The sequence below is a fragment of the Ferribacterium limneticum genome, assembly GCF_020510565.1.
Classification (GTDB): Bacteria; Pseudomonadota; Gammaproteobacteria; order Burkholderiales; family Rhodocyclaceae; genus Azonexus; species Azonexus limneticus_B.
The window spans coordinates 1,676,855-1,694,948 of the sequence record NZ_CP075189.1 but is presented as its reverse complement, the minus strand read 5'-3'; the positions used below and the strand labels follow the sequence as shown (position 1 = coordinate 1,694,948).

The following is an 18,094-nucleotide window of genomic DNA, read 5'->3' as shown; positions in this document are numbered from 1 at the left end:
GCTCCCAAGCTCTTGCGCCCCGGTCTCGGGCAGCAGCCCGGCCCATATTCGATTGGCGCCACACACTCCTACATGCAACTTTCCGAACTAAAAACACTACACGTCAGCAAACTGCTGGATATGGCTACCGAACTGGCCATCGAAAACGCCAACCGCATGCGCAAGATGGAGCTGATCTACGCCATCCTGAAAGCCAAGGCCAAAAACGGCGAAACCATCTACGGTGATGGCACACTGGAAGTACTGTCGGACGGCTTCGGATTCCTCCGCTCCTCCGACACCTCCTACCTCGCCAATCCGGACGACATTTACGTCTCTCCATCGCAAGTTCGCCGCTTCAACCTGCGCACCGGTGACACCGTCGAAGGCGAGATCCGCACGCCGAAGGAAGGCGAACGCTACGTTGCATTGACCAAGCTGGAGTCGATCAACGGCTTCCCGCCGGAAGCCAACAAGCACAAAATCATGTTCGAGAACCTGACGCCGCTGCATCCGACGCGTCACCTCAAGCTCGAGCGCGACATCAAGTCCGAAGAAAATATCACCAGCCGCGTCATCGACATGATTGCGCCGGTCGGTTGCGGTCAGCGCGGCCTGCTTGTCGCTCCGCCAAAGACCGGCAAGACGGTGATGCTGCAAAACATTGCCCACGCCATCACCGCCAACCACCCGGAAGTTATCCTGATCGTCCTGCTCATCGACGAGCGTCCGGAAGAAGTCACTGAAATGACCCGCACCGTCAAAGGTGAGGTCGTTGCCTCGACTTTTGACGAACCGGCTACCCGCCACGTCGCGGTTGCCGAAATGGTCATCGAGAAAGCCAAGCGCCTGGTCGAGCACAAGAAGGATGTCGTCATCCTGCTTGATTCGATCACCCGCCTCGCCCGCGCCTACAACACCGTCCAGCCGGCTTCCGGCAAGGTGCTGACCGGCGGCGTCGACGCAAATGCCCTGCAGAAGCCGAAGCGCTTCTTCGGTGCGGCGCGCAATATTGAAGAAGGCGGTTCGCTGACCATCCTCGCTACAGCCCTGATCGACACCGGCTCACGCATGGACGAAGTCATCTACGAAGAGTTCAAGGGTACCGGCAACTCCGAAATCCACCTCGACCGTCGCATGGCCGAGAAGCGGATGTACCCGGCGGTCAACGTCAATCGTTCGGGTACCCGTCGCGAAGAACTTCTGCTCAAGCCGGACGTCCTGCAAAAAATGTGGGTTCTGCGCAAACTCTGCTACCCGATGGACGATCTCGAAGCGATGGAATTCCTGCTCGACAAGGTCAAGTCCACCAAGGGCAACCAGGAGTTCTTTGACGCCATGCGTCGCGGCTAATATAAATATTGCAAGCCGGTGATTATTCAACGATAATGACCGGCTTACCAGATCGGCCACATCCGCCGGTCGCTTGACTTAAGGACTAAAGATGAAAGCCAATATCCATCCGGATTACAACGAGATTCAGGTGACCTGCTCCTGCGGCAGCACCTTCACGACCAAGTCGACCATGAAGAAGGCCCTTCACGTCGAAGTTTGTTCGCTCTGCCACCCGTTCTACACCGGCAAGCAGAAGATCGTCGACACCGCCGGCCGTGTTGAACGCTTCAACCAGAAATTCGGCGCCATGCGCGGCAAGGCTGCTGCCTGATCGGCACGAATTACGGTATAAAAGGCAGCCTTATGGCTGCCTTTTTCATTTCTGGCAAAGATTCTCTGACTCATGCCTGACTCGCTCACGCTGATTCGCGACACCTTGCGTCGGGGCATCCGCCTGCCGCCGGCCGGCTGGGTGCTCGCTGCCATCCTTGCCTTCTACGTGCTGGCCGGCCTGTTCGGCCGCGACCCGTGGAAGGGCGAGGACGCCATCCACATTGGCGCCGCCTGGCACATGCTGAACTACAGTGACTGGCTATCGCCCGACATCGCTGGCCGCCCCTTCCACGAACCGCCGCTCTACTACTGGAGCGCCGCACTGACCGGCATGCTGTTCGGCGGCCTGTTGCCGTTGCATGAAGCGATGCGTCTGGCCAGCGGCATCTGGGTGGCGCTGGCGCTCATGGGTCTTTATTACGCCGGCCGCGAACTGTATGGCGAGGACAATGCGGCAGCCAGCCCGCTGCTGCTCGCCGGCTGTGCCGGCCTGCTCTTCCACGCCCACGACGCACAGCCGATGCTCATCGCGCTCGCCGCCTATGCCGGCGGACTCGGCGGGCTCGCTGCCATCGGCCGCAAACCGCGCCTGACCGGCATTTTCTACGGCCTCGCCGTGGCTGGCTGCCTGCTCGGCACCGGCATCGCCCCGACCCTGCCCTTGCTGGCCATCGCGCCCGTCGCCTGGTGGTTGTCGCCGGACCGGCCGAAGGCCCTGCACACCCTGCTCATCGGCCTGGCCATCGCGACTGTGCTGATCCTGCCCTGGCCCTTGCTGCTGCTCAATCTGGAACCGGCTCGCTTCCACGGCTGGCTGGCCACCGAACTGACACCGTTGAAAACGCCATTTTCCCTTGATGGTGGTGGCCGTTTCATTGCCATGCTGCCGTGGTTCGCCTTCCCTGCCTTTCCCTTGGCAATATGGACGCTGCGCCTCAGGCGCAAGGAGATCAAGGCGCCGGCGCAGTTGCTGCCGCTTGTCTTTCTGTTGCTTACCTTGTTGCTGCTGGCCTGGGCCTACCGTCCGCGCCAGATTCCCGCCCTGCTTCTGTTGCCGCCGCTGGCGCTGCTCGCCACACCAGGGGCTTTGGCCTTGCGCCGTGGGGCAGCCAATGCCTTCGACTGGTTCGCGATGTCGACCTTCAGCCTGTTCATTGGCATCGTCTGGCTCGGCTGGTCCGCCATGGCCCTTGGCTGGCCGGGGCAAATGGCCAAGCGCGCCGTGGTGCTGCGCCCCGGCTTCGTCGGTCAATTCGATCTGCTGGCCCTGGTCGTCGGCCTGGCCGCAACCGCGTGGTGGATCTGGCTGATCGTCACCGCGCCGCGCTCGCCGTATCGCAGCTTGACGCACTGGACGCTGGGTTGCACGACGCTGTGGCTGCTGGCGACGACGCTGATCATGCCGTGGTTCGACTTCAACAAATCCTATCGCCCGGTCGCCCAGGCTATTGCTCAGACCTTGCCGGCTGATCACGGCTGCCTGGCCGAGCGTGGGCTGAATCAAACCCAGCTTGCCTCGCTGTCCTATTTCGTCGGCATCGAACCGACAAACGAAAACTCAAAGACCGGACAGGCTTGCAACTGGCTCCTGGTCGTCGGCGACACGCGCAGCGAACTGGCGGCACCGAACGGCAAGTGGACCAAGGTCTGGGAAGGCAACCGCCCCGGCGACCGCAAGGAAACTTTCCGTCTCTTCCGGCGCTGAGCGCGCACCCGGCAAAAAGCAAGCTTGGGGTGCAGCGGTTGCGGTGCGATTACCCCTTCAGGAAGTGCTCGCGGTAATACTTCATTTCATCGATTGATTCGTAAATATCGGCCAGCGCCGTGTGCTTGCTCTTTTTCTTGAAGCCTTTGTAGATCTCCGGCTGCCAGCGCTTGCAGAGCTCCTTGAGGGTGCTGACATCAAGATTCCGGTAATGGAAAAAGGCTTCCAGCGTCGGCATGTAGCGGGCCATGAAACGACGATCCTGGCCGATCGAGTTTCCACACATCGGCGAGTGGCCGGCCAGCGAATATTTCTTCAAAAACTCGAGCGCCTGGGCTTCGACTTCAGCCTCATTCATCGTCGATGCCTTGACCTTGTCGATCAGACCGGAACGACCGTGGGTTTTCTGGTTCCAATCATCCATGCCGGCGAGGATTTCGTCGGATTGATGGACAACCCAGGCGGGCGATTCGGCGACCATTTCGAGCTCCGAATTGGTGACGACCATGGCCATTTCGATAATGCGGTCGCCATCCGGGTTCAGACCGGTCATTTCCATGTCCAGCCAGACGAGGTTGTTTGCAGTGCCTGCCATATAATTGCCCGAATCCTTGAAAACCGCGATTTTCGCACAGCTTTGGTCCCCCATCCGTGACACCTGACTTCACTTTCATTTTTCTCCTTTTTTTCGGGTTGACCGTAGCAGTCCGCCTCTGGCTCAAACTGCGCCACATCCGTTTCGTCGCCGCCCATCGCAATGCCGTGCCGGCTGATTTCGCCGAACGCATTGCCCTGCCGGCGCATCAAAAAGCGGCTGATTACACCGTCGACCGCAGCAAGACGGCCATTGTCGGCACGCTGATTGAGGCTGTGCTGCTTCTGGCCTTTACCCTCGGTGGCGGTCTTGCTGTCCTGCACGATTTCTGGTCACTCCGCCTGGACGGCCTCGCCTACGGCCTGGCCATGATCTTCAGCGTCATGATCATTTCCGGCCTGATCGACCTGCCGCTGTCGCTCTACAGCCAGTTCGTCATCGAAGCCCGGCACGGCTTCAACCGCATGACCCTCGGCCTGTTCTTCGCCGACCTGCTCAAGCAAACCGTGCTCGGCATCGCCATCGGCGCCCCGGTCATCGCCGCCGTACTCTGGCTGATGGGCGCCATGGGCCAGTACTGGTGGCTTTACGTCTGGCTGTTCTGGAGCGGTTTCAACCTGCTCATCATGTTCGTTTACCCGACCTGGATCGCGCCGCTCTTCAACAAGTTCTCGCCACTTGAAGACGGCGAAATGAAATCACGCATCGAAGCCCTGCTCACCCGCTGCGGCTTCCGCTCCTCCGGCCTGTTCATCATGGACGGATCAAAGCGTTCGAGCCACGGCAACGCCTATTTCACCGGCTTCGGCAACACCAAGCGCATCGTCTTTTTCGATACCCTGCTCTCCCGCCTTGAACCACCGGAAGTCGAAGCCGTGCTGGCCCACGAACTCGGCCATTTCCGCAAAAAACACGTCGTCAAGCGCATGGTCCTGATGTTCGCCGGCTCGCTCGGCTTCCTCTGGCTGCTTGGCCAACTAATCGACGCCCCATGGTTCTACGCCGGGCTTGGCGTATCGGCGCAGAACACAACGCTTGCCCTCATCCTGTTCTTCCTGGTCATGCCGGTCTTCACCTTTTTGCTTACCCCACTGATGAGTCATTTGTCCCGTCGCCACGAATTCGAGGCCGACGCCTACGCGGCTCAACACGCCGCTGCCAGCGACCTTATCCGCGCCCTGGTCAAGCTCTATCAGGACAATGCTTCAACCCTGACGCCCGACCCGTTACACTCGTTGTTCAACGATTCCCACCCGCCGGCCGCGCAGCGCATCGCGCACCTGCAAATTCAGGAGAAACCCGCATGAAAACAGTCAACGCACTGCTTGCCAGCTCCCTGATCTCCTTCCCGGTACTGGCCGCCGAGCCGTGGGGCAATGCCGACCCCAAAGTCGGCAAGGAACACCACGACAAGGCCTGTGTCGCCTGCCATGTCCGCCTCTACGGCGGCGATGGCAGCAAGATGTACACCCGCGACGGGCGACTGCTATCGACCCAGCTCGATGTCCTGCAACGCGTCGCCACCTGCAACTCGCAGGTCAAGGCCGGCTGGTTCCCGGAAGAAGAAGCCGAAGTTGCCGCCTATCTGAACCAGCAGTACTACCACTTCAAAGACTGATGGAAGGCCGCGTCATTGCCGCCCACGGCCGCCAGTACGTCGTCGAACTGGCCGATGGCTCACGCCTGCCCTGCTTCCCGCGCGGCAAGAAAAGCGATGTCGCCTGCGGTGATCGCGTCGATATCAAGCAAACCTCAGACGACCAGGGCGTCATCGAAGCCATCCAGCCACGCACCAGCCTGCTCTACCGCTCCAACGAAATCCGCCAGAAACTGATCGCCGCCAATGTCGATCAACTGGTCATCGTCGTCGCCACCGAACCGGCCTTTTCCGACGAGCTGATTGCCCGTGCCCTCGTGGCGGCCGAAAGCGAGGAAATCGAGCCGCTCATCGTCCTCAACAAGTGCGACCTCGCCGACAAGCTGCCAGCCGCGCGCCAACGCCTGGCGGTGCTCGCCGACCTTGGTTACCGCGTCCTCGAACTGTCTGCCCTCGAACACGCCGAAGACCTGCGCCCCTACCTTGCCAACCAGACCAGCGTACTCGTTGGCCAATCCGGCATGGGCAAGTCGACGCTGGTCAATGCGCTGATCCCCGAAGCCCGAGCCGCCACCCGCGAAATATCGCAGGCACTCGACTCCGGCAAGCACACGACAACCCACGCCACGCTCTACCACCTCGATACCGACAGCCATCTGATCGATTCGCCCGGCTTGCAGGAATTCGGCCTGGGCCACCTCGACCGGCTGGAAATTGAACAATCCTTTCCGGAATTTCGCCCCTATCTCGGTCAGTGCCGTTTCCGTGACTGTCATCACAACCGCGAGCCGGACTGCGCCCTGATTGCTGCCGTCGACGCGGGAAAAATCGAAAACTCGCGCTTTTCCACCTATCACCGCATTGTTGGCAACCAACGCAATAGCTGACCACCAGGCCACATTGGCGCACGCTGACCTGTTTTGGCGCGCCAGCCAAGCCTTTGCATCATTCCTACGGTCAACCGGAAATTCTGGCCAAAATTGAAATCTGTTTTGGCTCACGTACGAACCGAAACTCCCCCCAGTAAGTCGTGGAGGGGTTTTCCGCCATAGCAATTTCCTGCCCACAAGGTGATAATTCTGTGAAATTCGCCATGATCGGCGACTGGAGACAGGAAATGGGTGCCAACCCGCCAACCATCCTCATCGTGGACGACACCCCGGAGAACCTCAGCGTTCTCGGTGAATTACTGCAACCCTCCTACCGGGTGCGTGCCGCCAACTCCGGCCGGCGAGCGCTGCAGATCGCGCTCGGCACGCCGACACCGGACCTCATCCTGCTCGATGTGATGATGCCGGAAATGGACGGCTACGCAGTCCTCGCCGAATTGCGCGCCGCCCCGGCGACGCGGAATATCCCGGTCATCTTCGTCACGGCCATGGACGGCACCGAGGATGAAGAGCGCGGTCTCGACCATGGCGCCGTCGATTACATCACCAAGCCGATCCGCCCCAGCATCGTCCTCGCCCGCATCCGCACCCAACTCGAACTCAAGCAGGCGCGCGACATCCTGCACGACCAGAACAGCTATCTCGAAGCCGAAGTCGTTCGCCGCATGGGCGAAAACCAGCTTATCCAGGAAGTCAGTATCCACGCCCTGGCCCGCCTGGCCGAGACGCGCGACCCGGAAACCGGCAAGCACCTGCGCCGAACGCAGGAATACGTCCTGACCCTGGCCAGGGCGCTGCGTGACAATCCGCGTTTCTCCGGCTATCTCGACGAGCGGACCATCAACGCCCTGGCCCAGTCCGCCCCCCTTCACGACATCGGCAAGGTCGGCATCCCCGACCACATCCTCCTCAAGCCCGGCAAACTGACGCCGGAAGAGTGGGAAATCATGAAAACCCATGCCGAACTGGGCAGCAACGCCATTGCCCAAGCCGAGGCCGATGCCGACAAGCCGGTCGAGTTTCTTGCCATCGCCAAGCTCATCGCCCGCTCCCACCACGAAAAATGGGATGGCAGCGGCTACCCGGACGGACTGGCCGGCGACAGTATCCCGATTGCCGCCCGCCTCATGGCGCTGGCCGATGTTTTCGACGCCCTGACCTGCAAACGCGTCTACAAGCCGGCTTTCTCCTTTGACGACGCCTACCGCATCATCGTCGACGGCCGCGCCAGCCATTTCGATCCCGACGTGGTCGACGCCTTCGTTCGTGAATACCCCGCCTTCATGAGCATCGCCAAGATGTACGCCGAATAGACGATGCCCAGCGCCCGTCGCCGCAGCCAGCAAAAAGAGCTACACCGGGCAATCGCCCAGGTGGTGCTGCCCTATATTGCCCTGGCTGCGCTGTGGATTCTGGTGTCTGACCAACTCCTGGCCTACCTCGTGCCCGATGCCGAGACAAGGCTCACGATCAGCATGCTCAAAGGCTGGTTTTTCATCGCCATTACGGCCGCACTCCTCAGCGCACTGCTCTATCGCCTGCTCCGTGACAGCCTGGCCCGCCGGACGGTTGCCGAGGATGCCAAGGCCGCTCTCGAACACGAACGCGGCCACCTGCGTGCCCTCTTCGACACCATGCCCGACCTCGTCTGGCTGAAAGACCCCGACGGGGTCTATATCAGTTGCAACAAACGCTTCGAACAGTTTTTCGGAGCCGACGAAGCCAGCATCCGGGGGAAAACCGACTTCGATTTCGTCGATCCCGAACTGGCCAGATTCTTCCGCGCCAACGATCTCGCCGCGCTGCTCGCCAAAGGACCTTGCCGCAACGACGAATGGGTGACCTTCGCCAGCGATGGCCATCGCGAACTGCTGGAAACCACCAAGGCGCCGATCCACGACAGCGCCGGGCATCTGATCGGCGTCCTCGGCATCGGCCGCGACATGACCCGGAACCACGAATTGCAGGAACGCTTTACTGTCGCCTTCAACGGCAGCCCGGCGGCCATTTCGTTGAGCACGCTGGACGACGGCACCTTCCTCGAGGTCAACCCGCGCTACCTGGACCTTCTCGGCTGGAAACGCGAGGAGCTGGTCGGCAAGAGTTCCCTGACCTTCAATTTGTGGCCGAACGCCGCGGCCAGGGAGAGCTGGCGCGCCAGGCTGATGGAAACGGGTCTGCTCCAGGACTATCAGACCGAGTGGCGGCGACGCGATGGAACGCCGCTCCAGATAAGCCTCTCCGCCGAAGTCGTGCACCTGGGTGGCAACCCGTATGTGCTCTCTTTTGTCCTCGACATTTCCGAGCGCAAACGGGCGGCGGAACAAATCGCCCAGTTGCAAGAGCGACTGGCCATCGCCTTCCGCGCCGCGCCGGTTGCCGCCTGCATCACCCGCGTCGCCGATGGAAAAATGATCGACGTCAACGAACAACTGCTCAGCGAATACAGTGCGACACGTGAAGATCTGCTCGGCAAAACGACCATCGAGGCCGGACTCTGGAAGGCCGAGGATCGAGCCCGGATGGTCGAGATACTCCGCCGCGATGGCTACGTCGTCGATTTTGAAAGCATCGCCACCGGCCGCGATGGTCGCCAGCGACGCATCAGCCTTTCTGCCGCCAGGATCGATGTAAACGGCGAACCGCATCTCGTCGTCTACATCATCGACGTCTCGGAACGCCGAGCCGCCGAACAAGCATTGCGCGAACGTGAAGAGATCTTCCGCAGCATCGTCACCCATGCCAACGACGGCATCTGCCTGATCGATCCCGAGACGCTGGGCTTCATAGAAATCAACGACGCCATCATCCACAACCTCGGCTACCTCCGCGCTGAATTTACCGGAATGAATCTGCTCGACCTGCAGGTGGAAACCACTGAGACCGAGCTTCGCGCCTTCCTGGCCGAAATCATTCGCCAGGGCAGCGCCACGTTCGAGCGCCGGCACCGCCGCCACGACGGCAGCGTCCAGGTCGCCCGTGTCGCTGCCTCGGCCGTCAGCGTCGGCGACAGCATCAAAATATCCGCCATCTGGCAGGACATCACCGAAGCCAAACGGACGGCAGCGGAACTCGAGCAGCATCGCGAGCATCTCAAAGAGCTAGTCGACGCGCGAACCACGGAACTGGAGGCAGCCAAGGAGGCAGCCGAACAGGCCAACCGCGCGAAAAGCGACTTCCTGGCCAACATGAGCCACGAAATCCGCACGCCGATGAATGCCATCATCGGGCTCACCCACCTTGCCGAGCACCACACCCAGGATGTCGAACAACTCGCGCGCCTGAACAAGGTGGCCGATGCGGCACGCCATCTGCTGGCGATCATCAACCAGATCCTCGACATCTCGAAGATCGAGGCCGGCAAGCTGGAACTCGCCCCGGTCGATTTTCTCCTCTCGCGCGTCCTCGACAATACCGCCGAACTGGTGCTCGACCGCCTGCAATCACGGGGCCTCCAGTACCTCCAGGAAATCGACCCGGCGCTGCCCCCCGTGCTGCGTGGCGACCCGCTGCGCATTGGCCAGGTTCTGCTCAATTACCTCGGCAACGCAGTCAAGTTTACCGAAAAGGGGAGCATTTCAGTCTCCGTCAATCTGGTCACGGCCGAGGCCGACAAGCTGCTCGTGCGTTTTGCCGTATCCGACACCGGCATCGGCATCCCGCCCGAACAGCAAGGCCGGCTTTTCAAAGCCTTCGAACAAGCCGACAACTCACCGACCCGACGTTTTGGCGGCACCGGACTCGGGCTGGCCATCGCCCACCGTCTCGCCCATCTGATGGGTGGCGAAGCCGGTGTGACGAGCACCCTCGGCCAGGGCAGCACCTTCTGGTTTACCGCCCGCCTGCAGGTCGGAACATCCGCTACCGACATCTCGACGCCACGCCTCTCGGCTGACGAAGCGGAACGGGTGATCAGCAGCGAATACGCCCATGCCCGCATTCTTCTCGTCGAAGACAACGCGATCAATCAGGAGGTAGCACTCGAGTTGCTGCGCGGGGTCGGCCTGCAGGCCGATCTTGCGGTCAACGGGAAAGAAGCCGTAAAAATGGCAGCCGAAACAGCCTACGATCTGATCCTGATGGATATCCAGATGCCGGTCATGGATGGCCTGACCGCCACCCGTCTGATTCGTGAGAATCCCGCTGGCCGCCGGGTGCCCATTCTGGCCATGACCGCCAATGCCTTCGGCGAGGACCGTCAGCGCTGCCTCGATGCCGGCATGAACGACCATGTCGCCAAACCGGTCAACCCGGGCAATCTCTACACCACGCTGATCAAATGGCTGACGCCGGTCGTCATCGAAACCGCCAACAGTCACGCTCCGGCGCCTGCTCTGCCGGCCTCATCCGATGCGGCGCAGACCACCATCGCCGCCCTCGAAAAAGTCCCCGGGCTCGATAGCGCCTACGGCCTGCAGGCTATGCGCGGCAAGCTGCCGAGTTATTTGCGCTTGCTCGGCATTTTCCTCGACACGCATGGCGACGACGGCGACAAAATCAGCGCCGCCCTGAACAGCGGCGACCTCGCGCAGGCCGGGCACATTGCCCACAGCCTCAAGGGCGTCTCGGGAACCCTTGGCCTGAACGGAATCTACGAAGCCGCGCAGGCCCTCAATGAAGCTTTGCGCCAATCCGCTGAGCGCCCTGAAATAGATCGCCTGGTCGTGACCCTGGGCGAACGCGTGCAGGAAACAGCGGGCGCCCTGTCGCCGATCATTGCTGCGACGAAAACGGAAGGTAAATGAGCGCAAATCCCGCGATCACGCTGCACGACATCATGAGCAGCCACGTGCATAGCCTGCCGCCGCACGCCACGCTGCGCGAAGCTGCGCAACTGATGGCCGGGGAACATATTTCCTGCCTGCTCGTCATGGACGCGGGAAAAGTGCTGGGTATCATCACCGAAAGCGGCATCCTGCGTACCCTGCATGCGCACCGTTCGGACGATGTCCGACTCGATGCCATCATGTCGCACCCGCTGATCTGCGCTCCGGCCGATCTCGACCTGGCCAGCGCCCGCCACTTCGGCGAGGAACACGGCATCCACCACCTCGTCGTTACCGATGCAGCCGGCCAGGTCTGCGGCATCGTCAGCGACACCGATTTTCGCCTGCGCCTGGGCAGCGACGCCTTTCGCCACCTGCGAACGGTTGAAGGCAGCATGGACAAGAACATCCCCAACCTGCCGCCCGCCGCGACACTTGGCGATGCCCTGGCCAGCATGATCGAGCATGCCGCCGACTACCTGATCATCGTCGAGGATGGCAAACCACTCGGCATCATTACCGAACGCGACATCCCGCGCCTGATCTGCACCTGTCAGCAACTCCACGCCACCACCTTGCGTGAAGCAATGAGCGCTCCCTTGCGTAGCGTCAATGTCGATGCGGCGGTGAGCACGGCCCTGGAAATGATGAATCGCTTCCGCCTTCGGCACATGGTCGTCCTCGCCCATGACGGCCGGATTCTTGGCGTCATCAGCCAGCGCCGGCTGTTCGAGCAGTTGGCGCAGGAACATCTGGAAGGCGCGATCTTCCAGACCCAGCAGGAACGCGAGCGGCTGCGCCTCGAAACCCACCTGCGTCTGGCGCTCGACGGCGCCGCCGCCGGCAGTTGGGAATACAGCCACAAGAGCGGCAGCCTGATCGCCAGCAATGGCCTGCTGGCCATGCTCGGCCATAGCCGCGCCAACGCGCCGCAGACGAAGGCCGAGTGGATGGAGTGGATACATCCCGATGACCGGCATTTGCTGGTTCCCACGGTCAACGACAAAAATCGCCCGAAAAATCATTCCCGGGTTCTCGAATACCGGATTCGCCACAACAACGGGCATTGGCTCTGGGTGGAGGATCGCAGCTGCATCGTCGAACATGGTGCCGACAATAGCCCCGTCGTGACAACGGGCGTAGTCAACGACATCACCGAACGCCAGGTGACCCGCCAGCAAATCACCAGTCAGAACCGCGCCCTGCGCATGATGAGCGGCGTCGCCCAGGCTCTGGTCCGCTACAACGATACCCAGCAGATGCTGACCGAGGTGTGCACCGTCCTGGTTGAAGTCGGTGGCTATCTGATGGCCTGGGTCGGCGAACTGACCCAGGATGACAAGAAAAGCATCGTGCCGAAAGCCAGTTCGGGGCTGAGCGAACAGTATCTGAGCAATCTGCAAGTCAGCTGGGACGATACGCCGGGCGGCCGTGGTCCGAGTGGCCGCGCCGCCCGCAGCGGCATCCCGGCCATCATCCGCAACATCGATGACGATCCGTCGTTCGCGCCATGGCGCTCGGCGGCGCGGGAGCAAGGATTTCGCGCGACGATTGCACTGCCGCTGCGCATTGACGGACAGGTCACCGGCATCCTGAATCTCTATTCGGCCACGGTCGACCCGTTTACCGACGAGGAAATCGCCCTGCTCGGCAACCTTGCCGGCGAACTCGGCCTCGGCATGAGCATGCAGCGCTCGCGGCAAACGCTGGCCCAAAGCGAAGCCATGCTGCTCCAGGCCCAACGTCTGGCACGGCTTGGCCACTTCACTTTCGACGCCGCGACCGACTGCCTGACCGGTTCGCCGACGCACAACGAAATATTCGGCATCGCGGCGGACGCGCTGCTCGACACCGAGGGCTGGCGGCAACTGATCCATCCCGAAGACCGGGCGCGCATGAGCGATTACTCGCGCGACCACGTCTTCCGCGGCGGCCAGGCATTCGACAACGAATACCGCCTGATCCGCCGCAATGATGGCCAGGAGCGCTGGATCCACACCGTCGGCCAGATTGCCTATGGCAGCAATGGCCGGGTCAGCCGGCTGTTCGGCACGAGCCAGGACATTACCGAGCGCAAGCAGTTCGAGCAGCGCCTGAGCCAGAGCGAGGCGGAACTGAAAGAGGCCCAGGCCGTCGCCCATCTCGGCAGCTGGACGCTGGACATCGTCAACGACAAACTCAACTGGAGCGCCGAGGTCTATCAGATATTCGCTCTCCCGCACGATCACCCGTTGCGGCTGGCCGACTTTCTCGAACGTATCCACCTTGATGACCGGGAACGCGTCCTGACCGACTGGCAGGCAGCCCTGGCCGGCGCCAGCTACGACAGCGAGCATCGTATCCTCGTCAATGGCGAACTGCGCTGGGTCCGTGAGCGGGCCAATGTCCGCTTTGACCCGTCCGGCCAGGCGGTATTCGCGGTGGGCACGGTGCAGGATGTCACCGAACGTCACCAGGCCGAGGAACAGTTGAGCAAGCTGTCGCTGGCCATCGAGCAAAGTCCGCACAGCATCGTCATCACCAACATCCGTGCCGAAATCGAGTACGTCAACGACGCCTTCGTCAGCAACACCGGCTACAGCCGCGAAGAAGTCATCGGCAAGAAACCAAGCCTGCTGCAGTCCACGGAAACGCCGGGGGAAACCTATACCAGCTTGTGGGCAACACTCGTTGAAGGAAAAACCTGGCGCGGTGAATTCATCAACCGGCGCAAGGATGGTTCCAGCTTCATCGAATTCGCCATCATCTCGCCGGTACGCCAGCAGGATGGGGTGATCACGCACTATCTCGCCATCAAGGAAGACATCACCGAGAAAAAGCGCATCCAGTCCGAACTCGAGAACTATCGTCATCACCTCGAGACGCTGGTCGCCGACCGTACCGAGCAACTGATCCAGGCCAAGGATGAAGCCGAGTCGGCCAGCCGGGCCAAGAGCGCCTTCCTGGCCAATATCAGCCATGAGATCCGGACGCCGATGAATGCCATCATCGGCCTTACCCACATCGCCCAGCGCAGTGCCGGCAACAGCGAGCAACAGGACAGGTTGGGCAAGGTCGCCGAGGCGGCCCAGCACCTGATGGGCATCATCAACGATGTGCTCGACCTATCGAAGATCGAAGCCGACAAGCTGCTCCTGGAACATACCGGTTTCTCGCTTGCCAACGTCTGCGCCACAACCTGCGAGATGGTGGCCGAACGCGCCCAGGCCAAGCACCTGCCGATCAATTGCGATGTTGACCCGGCCCTGCCGGCCACCCTGCTCGGCGACCCGCTGCGCGTCCAGCAGATCTTGCTCAACTTCCTCTCCAATGCGATCAAGTTCACCCACAGCGGAACGATCGCCGTCCGCATGCGCCTGCTCGGTCGCGCCGATGGCAACGCCATGATCCGCTGCGAGGTAACCGACACCGGTATCGGCATTCCCCCTGAAGGTCTGGCCAGGCTCTTCCGGCCCTTCGAACAGGGCGACACCTCGACCACCCGCCGCTATGGCGGCACCGGCCTGGGTCTGGCGATCAGCCGCCGGCTGGCCGAAGCGATGCACGGTGAAATCGGCGTAGACAGCCAGCCCGGCACGGGGAGCACCTTCTGGTTTACCGCCCGCCTTGGCGTGGCCGATGAAAAACAGCAAGCGCCGGCGACGGTGGTCGCCCCCTCGCCCAGCCACCAGCGCGGGGCGCATGTCCTGATGGCCGAAGACAATGCGATCAACGCCGAAGTCGCCAGCGAATTGCTGCACTCGGCCGGACTCAAGGTCGACCTCGCCGTCGATGGTAGCCAGGCCGTCAATCTGGCTCGCCGGCGGCATTACGATCTGGTCCTCATGGACATGCAGATGCCGGTCATGGATGGCCTCGAAGCCACCCGCCAGATTCGCGCCCTGCCCGGCTGGGGGAAAATCCCCATCCTGGCGATGACGGCCAATGCCTTCGACGAGGATCGCGACACCTGCCTGGCCGCCGGCATGAACGACCATGTCGCCAAACCGGTCGCCCCACAAGTTCTTTTCGCCGCCCTGGCCCGCTGGCTGCCGATCAAGGCCCCCATCCCGACGCTGGCCGACGGCAAGTCGGCCGCCAGCAACGAACTCTCCGGCATAGTCGGACTGGACAGCCGCTTCGGCCTGCAGTCGGTGCGCGGCCGGATGGACAGCTATCTGCGGCTGCTCACCAAGTTCTCGGAAAACCACAGCACCGATTTCGCCCGTATCCGCGACAATCTGGCCGCCGGCAACCGCGACGAAGCCCGGCGCCTCGCCCACTCGCTCAAAGGCGTCTCGGCCACCCTCGGTGCCGTGCTCATCAACAAGACTTCAGTGACGCTTGAAACGGCGATCAAACAAGGGCAAGACAGGATTGTCATTGAGCCGCTCATCGCCGCCGCCGAGCAAGCCTATGCCTCATTGCGCGAGCAATTGGCTGCCGTCGCCCAGCCCGCACAAACGGGCGAAGACGCAGGCGATGCGGCGGCAACGACGGCCCTGCTCGAACGCCTGCGGCACGAATTGCAACAGGGTGAAATGAGCGCCCAGGATCTCGTCCGCCGGCAGGCCAAAACGCTCAAGAAAGTTCTCGGCAGGGATTACCTGACCTTCGAAGAACTGGTTGCCTCTTTCGATTTCGAAGGCGCGCTGGCCTTCCTCAACGACACCGTCCAGCCCGACAGACAAGAAGCCTAGGCCCGACACTCCAGCCAGCGACCGGCGCCCAGCCCGGCCGCCCGACCGCTGGCGAAACAGGCGGTGAGCAGATAGCCGCCGGTTGGCGCTTCCCAGTCGAGCATCTCGCCGGCACAAAAGACGCCGGGCTGGCAGCGCAGCATGAGGTTTTCGTCGAGCCCTTCGAAAGTGACGCCGCCGGCCGTGCTGATCGCTTCGTCGAGCGGCCGGGTCGCCGTCACCGCCAGCGGCAAGGCCTTGATCGCCGCGGCGAGATCGCTCGCCACGTTGAAGGTCTCCGGCCGACAGAATTCACGGAGCAGCCCGGCCTTGACGCCTTCGATGCCGGCATGCCGGCGCAGATGGTTGGCCAGCGAATCGCGGCCACGCGGCCGGGAGAGGTCGGCGCTCAGTTTTTCCAGGCTGCGGCCAGGGGCCAGATCGAGATGCAGCACGGCGCGGCCATCGCGGGCCAGCGCCTCACGCAACGGGGCCGAGACGGCGTAGATCAGACCGCCTTCGATGCCGCTTGCCGTAATGTTGAATTCGCCCCTTTTTTCCGGTTGACCGTAGCAATGGGCGCTGACGGCCTTGACCGGCGCGCCGGCGAAGCGCGCGCTGAAATAGGGGCTCCACGCCACGTCGAAACCGCAGTTGGCGGGCTTGAGCGGCGCCACCTCGATGCCGCGGTCGGCCAGCGTGGGCACCCAGGCGCCATCCGAACCGAGCTTGGCCCAGCTGCCGCCGCCAAGGGCCAGAATGACCGCATCGGCCTCGACCGCGATCTCGCCGGCCGGCGTCGCAAAACGCAGGCTGCCATCGGCCGCCCAGCCGAGCCAGCGATGGCGCACATGAAACCCGACGCCCTGGCCGCGCAGGCGATGCAGCCAGGCGCGGAGTAGCGGCGCCGCTTTCATGTCGGTCGGAAAAACCCGGCCCGAGGTACCGACAAAGGTGTCGATGCCGAGACCGTGTATCCAATCACGCAGCTGGCTCGGGCCGAAGGCGTCGAGCAATGGCGCGATATGCCCGGCACGATCTCCGTAGCGCCCAATGAAATCGGTCAGCGGCTCGGAATGCGTGATGTTCATGCCGCCCTTGCCGGCCATCAGGAACTTGCGACCGACCGAGGGCATGGATTCGAAAATGTCGACTTTTTTCCGGTTGACCGTGGGAATCGCCGCCGCCAGCATTTCGGCCGCCATGAGCCCGGCCGGACCGCCGCCGATGATGGCGACGCGCTGCATCACTTGTCGTCCGCGTCGGCTTCCGGCGCCTCGGGCGTTTCGGCTGATTCGTCCTTTTCCGCCTCGAGCAGTTCTTCAGGAATCTCTTCCTCGTCGAGCGGAATCACCGTCACCGCGACGTCCGGCTCGGTGCCGCCGCCGCCGAGAATGATGCCGCGCAGCGGCGAAATGTCGGAGAAGTCGCGGCCGAAAGCCAGCGTGATGTGCTCGGTATTGGGCAGCAGATTGTTGGTCGGATCGAAATCCACCCAGTCATTGTCGCTGCCCGGCGCATAGACCGAAACCCAGGCGTGCGAGGCGTCGGCACCGATCAGGCGCGGTTTGCCGGGGGGCGGCCGGGTCAGCAGGTAGCCGCTGACATAACGAGCCGCCAAGCCGAGGGCGCGCAGGCAGGCGATCATCAGGTGGGCGAAGTCCTGGCAGACACCGCGTTTGTTTTCGAGCACTTCGAGGACCGGCGTCGACACCGTGGTCGCCTCGGGATCGAAAGTGAATTCACGGAAAATCTTGGCCATCAGGGCCTGCGCCCCGACCAGCACCGGCCTGTCGGGCGGAAAGCAGTCGGCGGCGTAGTCGGCCAGCTCGTGCTTGACGCGGACGTGCGGGCTTTCGAACAGGAAACGCGTTGCATCGAGGTCGGACGGGATCGGATCGGTCGAATCGTAAGCCAGCCGGTCGCGGACCTCCTCCCAGGGCAGCGAGGCCTCGAGATCCTTGGGCAGGTGCGGCATGACGGCGACGGTCATGGCCGAACTGATGAACAGCTCGTCATGCGGCGTGTGGAAGGCCATCCAGGTCACCGGGTTGCCGAAGGCGTCGCGGCCGTCGCGGCGCCAGGTCGGCACCGGCGTGATGTCGATGCGCTGCTCTTCGACCTGCTGCCAGTCGAGAACACGTGGCGACAGGTGGAGCTGCTGTTGCGACAGCGAAACATTGCTGCCGTAGTCGTAGCGGGTTTCGTGCAGGACGCGGTAGCGAACGGGTTCCAT

General features: G+C 62.4%; 12 protein-coding genes. 9 read left to right on the top strand and 3 right to left on the bottom strand.

The genetic code is table 11. From position 1 onward, the window contains the following. Positions 1-72: 72 nt before the first annotated feature. From rho to KI610_RS08135, 3 genes are all read left to right on the top strand, one after another. A complete protein-coding gene (gene rho, locus KI610_RS08145) occupies positions 73-1,332 on the top strand; it encodes a transcription termination factor Rho (protein WP_226498145.1) in 1,260 nt (419 codons plus the stop codon). 91 nt (positions 1,333-1,423) lie between these two features. Beyond that, complete coding sequence (gene rpmE / locus KI610_RS08140; RefSeq protein ID WP_117608274.1) at positions 1,424-1,645, top strand: 50S ribosomal protein L31; 222 nt, start codon at positions 1,424-1,426, stop codon at positions 1,643-1,645. A gap of 72 nt (positions 1,646-1,717) precedes the next feature. After that, positions 1,718-3,352, top strand: a complete 1,635-nt coding sequence (locus tag KI610_RS08135) for an ArnT family glycosyltransferase (protein WP_226498144.1) — start codon at positions 1,718-1,720, stop codon at positions 3,350-3,352. Positions 3,353-3,401: 49 nt separating this feature from the next. Here the strand turns inward: KI610_RS08135 and orn are convergent, their stop codons facing one another. After that, entirely contained in the window at positions 3,402-3,947 is a 546-nt protein-coding gene (gene orn, locus KI610_RS08130) for an oligoribonuclease (protein ID WP_226498143.1), read from the bottom strand. Between the two features lie 56 nt (positions 3,948-4,003). Between orn and KI610_RS08125 the strand changes: the two genes are divergently transcribed. From KI610_RS08125 to KI610_RS08100, 6 genes are all read left to right on the top strand, one after another. Beyond that, positions 4,004-5,254 (top strand): M48 family metallopeptidase, encoded by a 1,251-nt coding sequence (locus tag KI610_RS08125; protein WP_226498142.1) that lies wholly within the window; start codon positions 4,004-4,006, stop codon positions 5,252-5,254. Further along, complete coding sequence (locus KI610_RS08120) at positions 5,251-5,565, top strand: cytochrome c (protein WP_226498141.1); 315 nt, start codon at positions 5,251-5,253, stop codon at positions 5,563-5,565. Before KI610_RS08125 ends, KI610_RS08120 begins: the two co-directional genes overlap by 4 nt. Beyond that, the gene (rsgA, locus tag KI610_RS08115; protein WP_226498140.1) at positions 5,565-6,431 is read left to right on the top strand and encodes a ribosome small subunit-dependent GTPase A; all 867 of its coding nucleotides are present in this window, start codon (positions 5,565-5,567) and stop codon (positions 6,429-6,431) included. The genes KI610_RS08120 and rsgA overlap by 1 nt, the downstream gene beginning before the upstream one ends. Before the next feature lie 230 nt (positions 6,432-6,661). Then, positions 6,662-7,747 (top strand): response regulator, encoded by a 1,086-nt coding sequence (locus tag KI610_RS08110; RefSeq protein WP_226498529.1) that lies wholly within the window; start codon positions 6,662-6,664, stop codon positions 7,745-7,747. 3 nt (positions 7,748-7,750) lie between these two features. Further along, the gene (locus KI610_RS08105) at positions 7,751-11,179 is read left to right on the top strand and encodes a PAS domain-containing hybrid sensor histidine kinase/response regulator (protein ID WP_226498139.1); all 3,429 of its coding nucleotides are present in this window, start codon (positions 7,751-7,753) and stop codon (positions 11,177-11,179) included. Next, on the top strand, positions 11,176-15,879 hold the full coding sequence (locus KI610_RS08100; RefSeq protein ID WP_226498138.1) for a PAS domain-containing protein: 4,704 nt from the start codon (positions 11,176-11,178) through the stop codon (positions 15,877-15,879). Before KI610_RS08105 ends, KI610_RS08100 begins: the two co-directional genes overlap by 4 nt. Here KI610_RS08100 and KI610_RS08095 read toward each other — a convergent pair. Further along, complete coding sequence (locus tag KI610_RS08095) at positions 15,876-17,105, bottom strand: TIGR03862 family flavoprotein (RefSeq protein WP_226498137.1); 1,230 nt, start codon at positions 17,103-17,105, stop codon at positions 15,876-15,878. The two genes, KI610_RS08100 and KI610_RS08095, sit on opposite strands and share 4 nt — an antisense overlap. Beyond that, positions 17,105-18,094 (bottom strand): transglutaminase family protein, encoded by a 990-nt coding sequence (locus tag KI610_RS08090; protein ID WP_226498136.1) that lies wholly within the window; start codon positions 18,092-18,094, stop codon positions 17,105-17,107. The genes KI610_RS08095 and KI610_RS08090 overlap by 1 nt, the downstream gene beginning before the upstream one ends.

Excerpts from the sequence above, each read along its gene's own strand:
- KI610_RS08110 (WP_226498529.1), top strand. The coding sequence starts at position 6,662 with ATGGGTGCCAACCCGCCAACCATCCTCATCGTGGACGACACCCCGGAG.
- rho (WP_226498145.1), top strand. The coding sequence starts at position 73 with ATGCAACTTTCCGAACTAAAAACACTACACGTCAGCAAACTGCTGGAT.
- KI610_RS08135 (WP_226498144.1), top strand. The coding sequence starts at position 1,718 with ATGCCTGACTCGCTCACGCTGATTCGCGACACCTTGCGTCGGGGCATC.
- orn (WP_226498143.1), bottom strand. The coding sequence starts at position 3,947 with ATGGCAGGCACTGCAAACAACCTCGTCTGGCTGGACATGGAAATGACC.
- KI610_RS08100 (WP_226498138.1), top strand. The coding sequence starts at position 11,176 with ATGAGCGCAAATCCCGCGATCACGCTGCACGACATCATGAGCAGCCAC.
- KI610_RS08105 (WP_226498139.1), top strand. The coding sequence starts at position 7,751 with ATGCCCAGCGCCCGTCGCCGCAGCCAGCAAAAAGAGCTACACCGGGCA.
- KI610_RS08095 (WP_226498137.1), bottom strand. The coding sequence starts at position 17,105 with ATGCAGCGCGTCGCCATCATCGGCGGCGGTCCGGCCGGGCTCATGGCG.
- rpmE (WP_117608274.1), top strand. The coding sequence starts at position 1,424 with ATGAAAGCCAATATCCATCCGGATTACAACGAGATTCAGGTGACCTGC.
- KI610_RS08090 (WP_226498136.1), bottom strand. The coding sequence starts at position 18,094 with ATGGAACCCGTTCGCTACCGCGTCCTGCACGAAACCCGCTACGACTAC.
- KI610_RS08120 (WP_226498141.1), top strand. The coding sequence starts at position 5,251 with ATGAAAACAGTCAACGCACTGCTTGCCAGCTCCCTGATCTCCTTCCCG.
- rsgA (WP_226498140.1), top strand. The coding sequence starts at position 5,565 with ATGGAAGGCCGCGTCATTGCCGCCCACGGCCGCCAGTACGTCGTCGAA.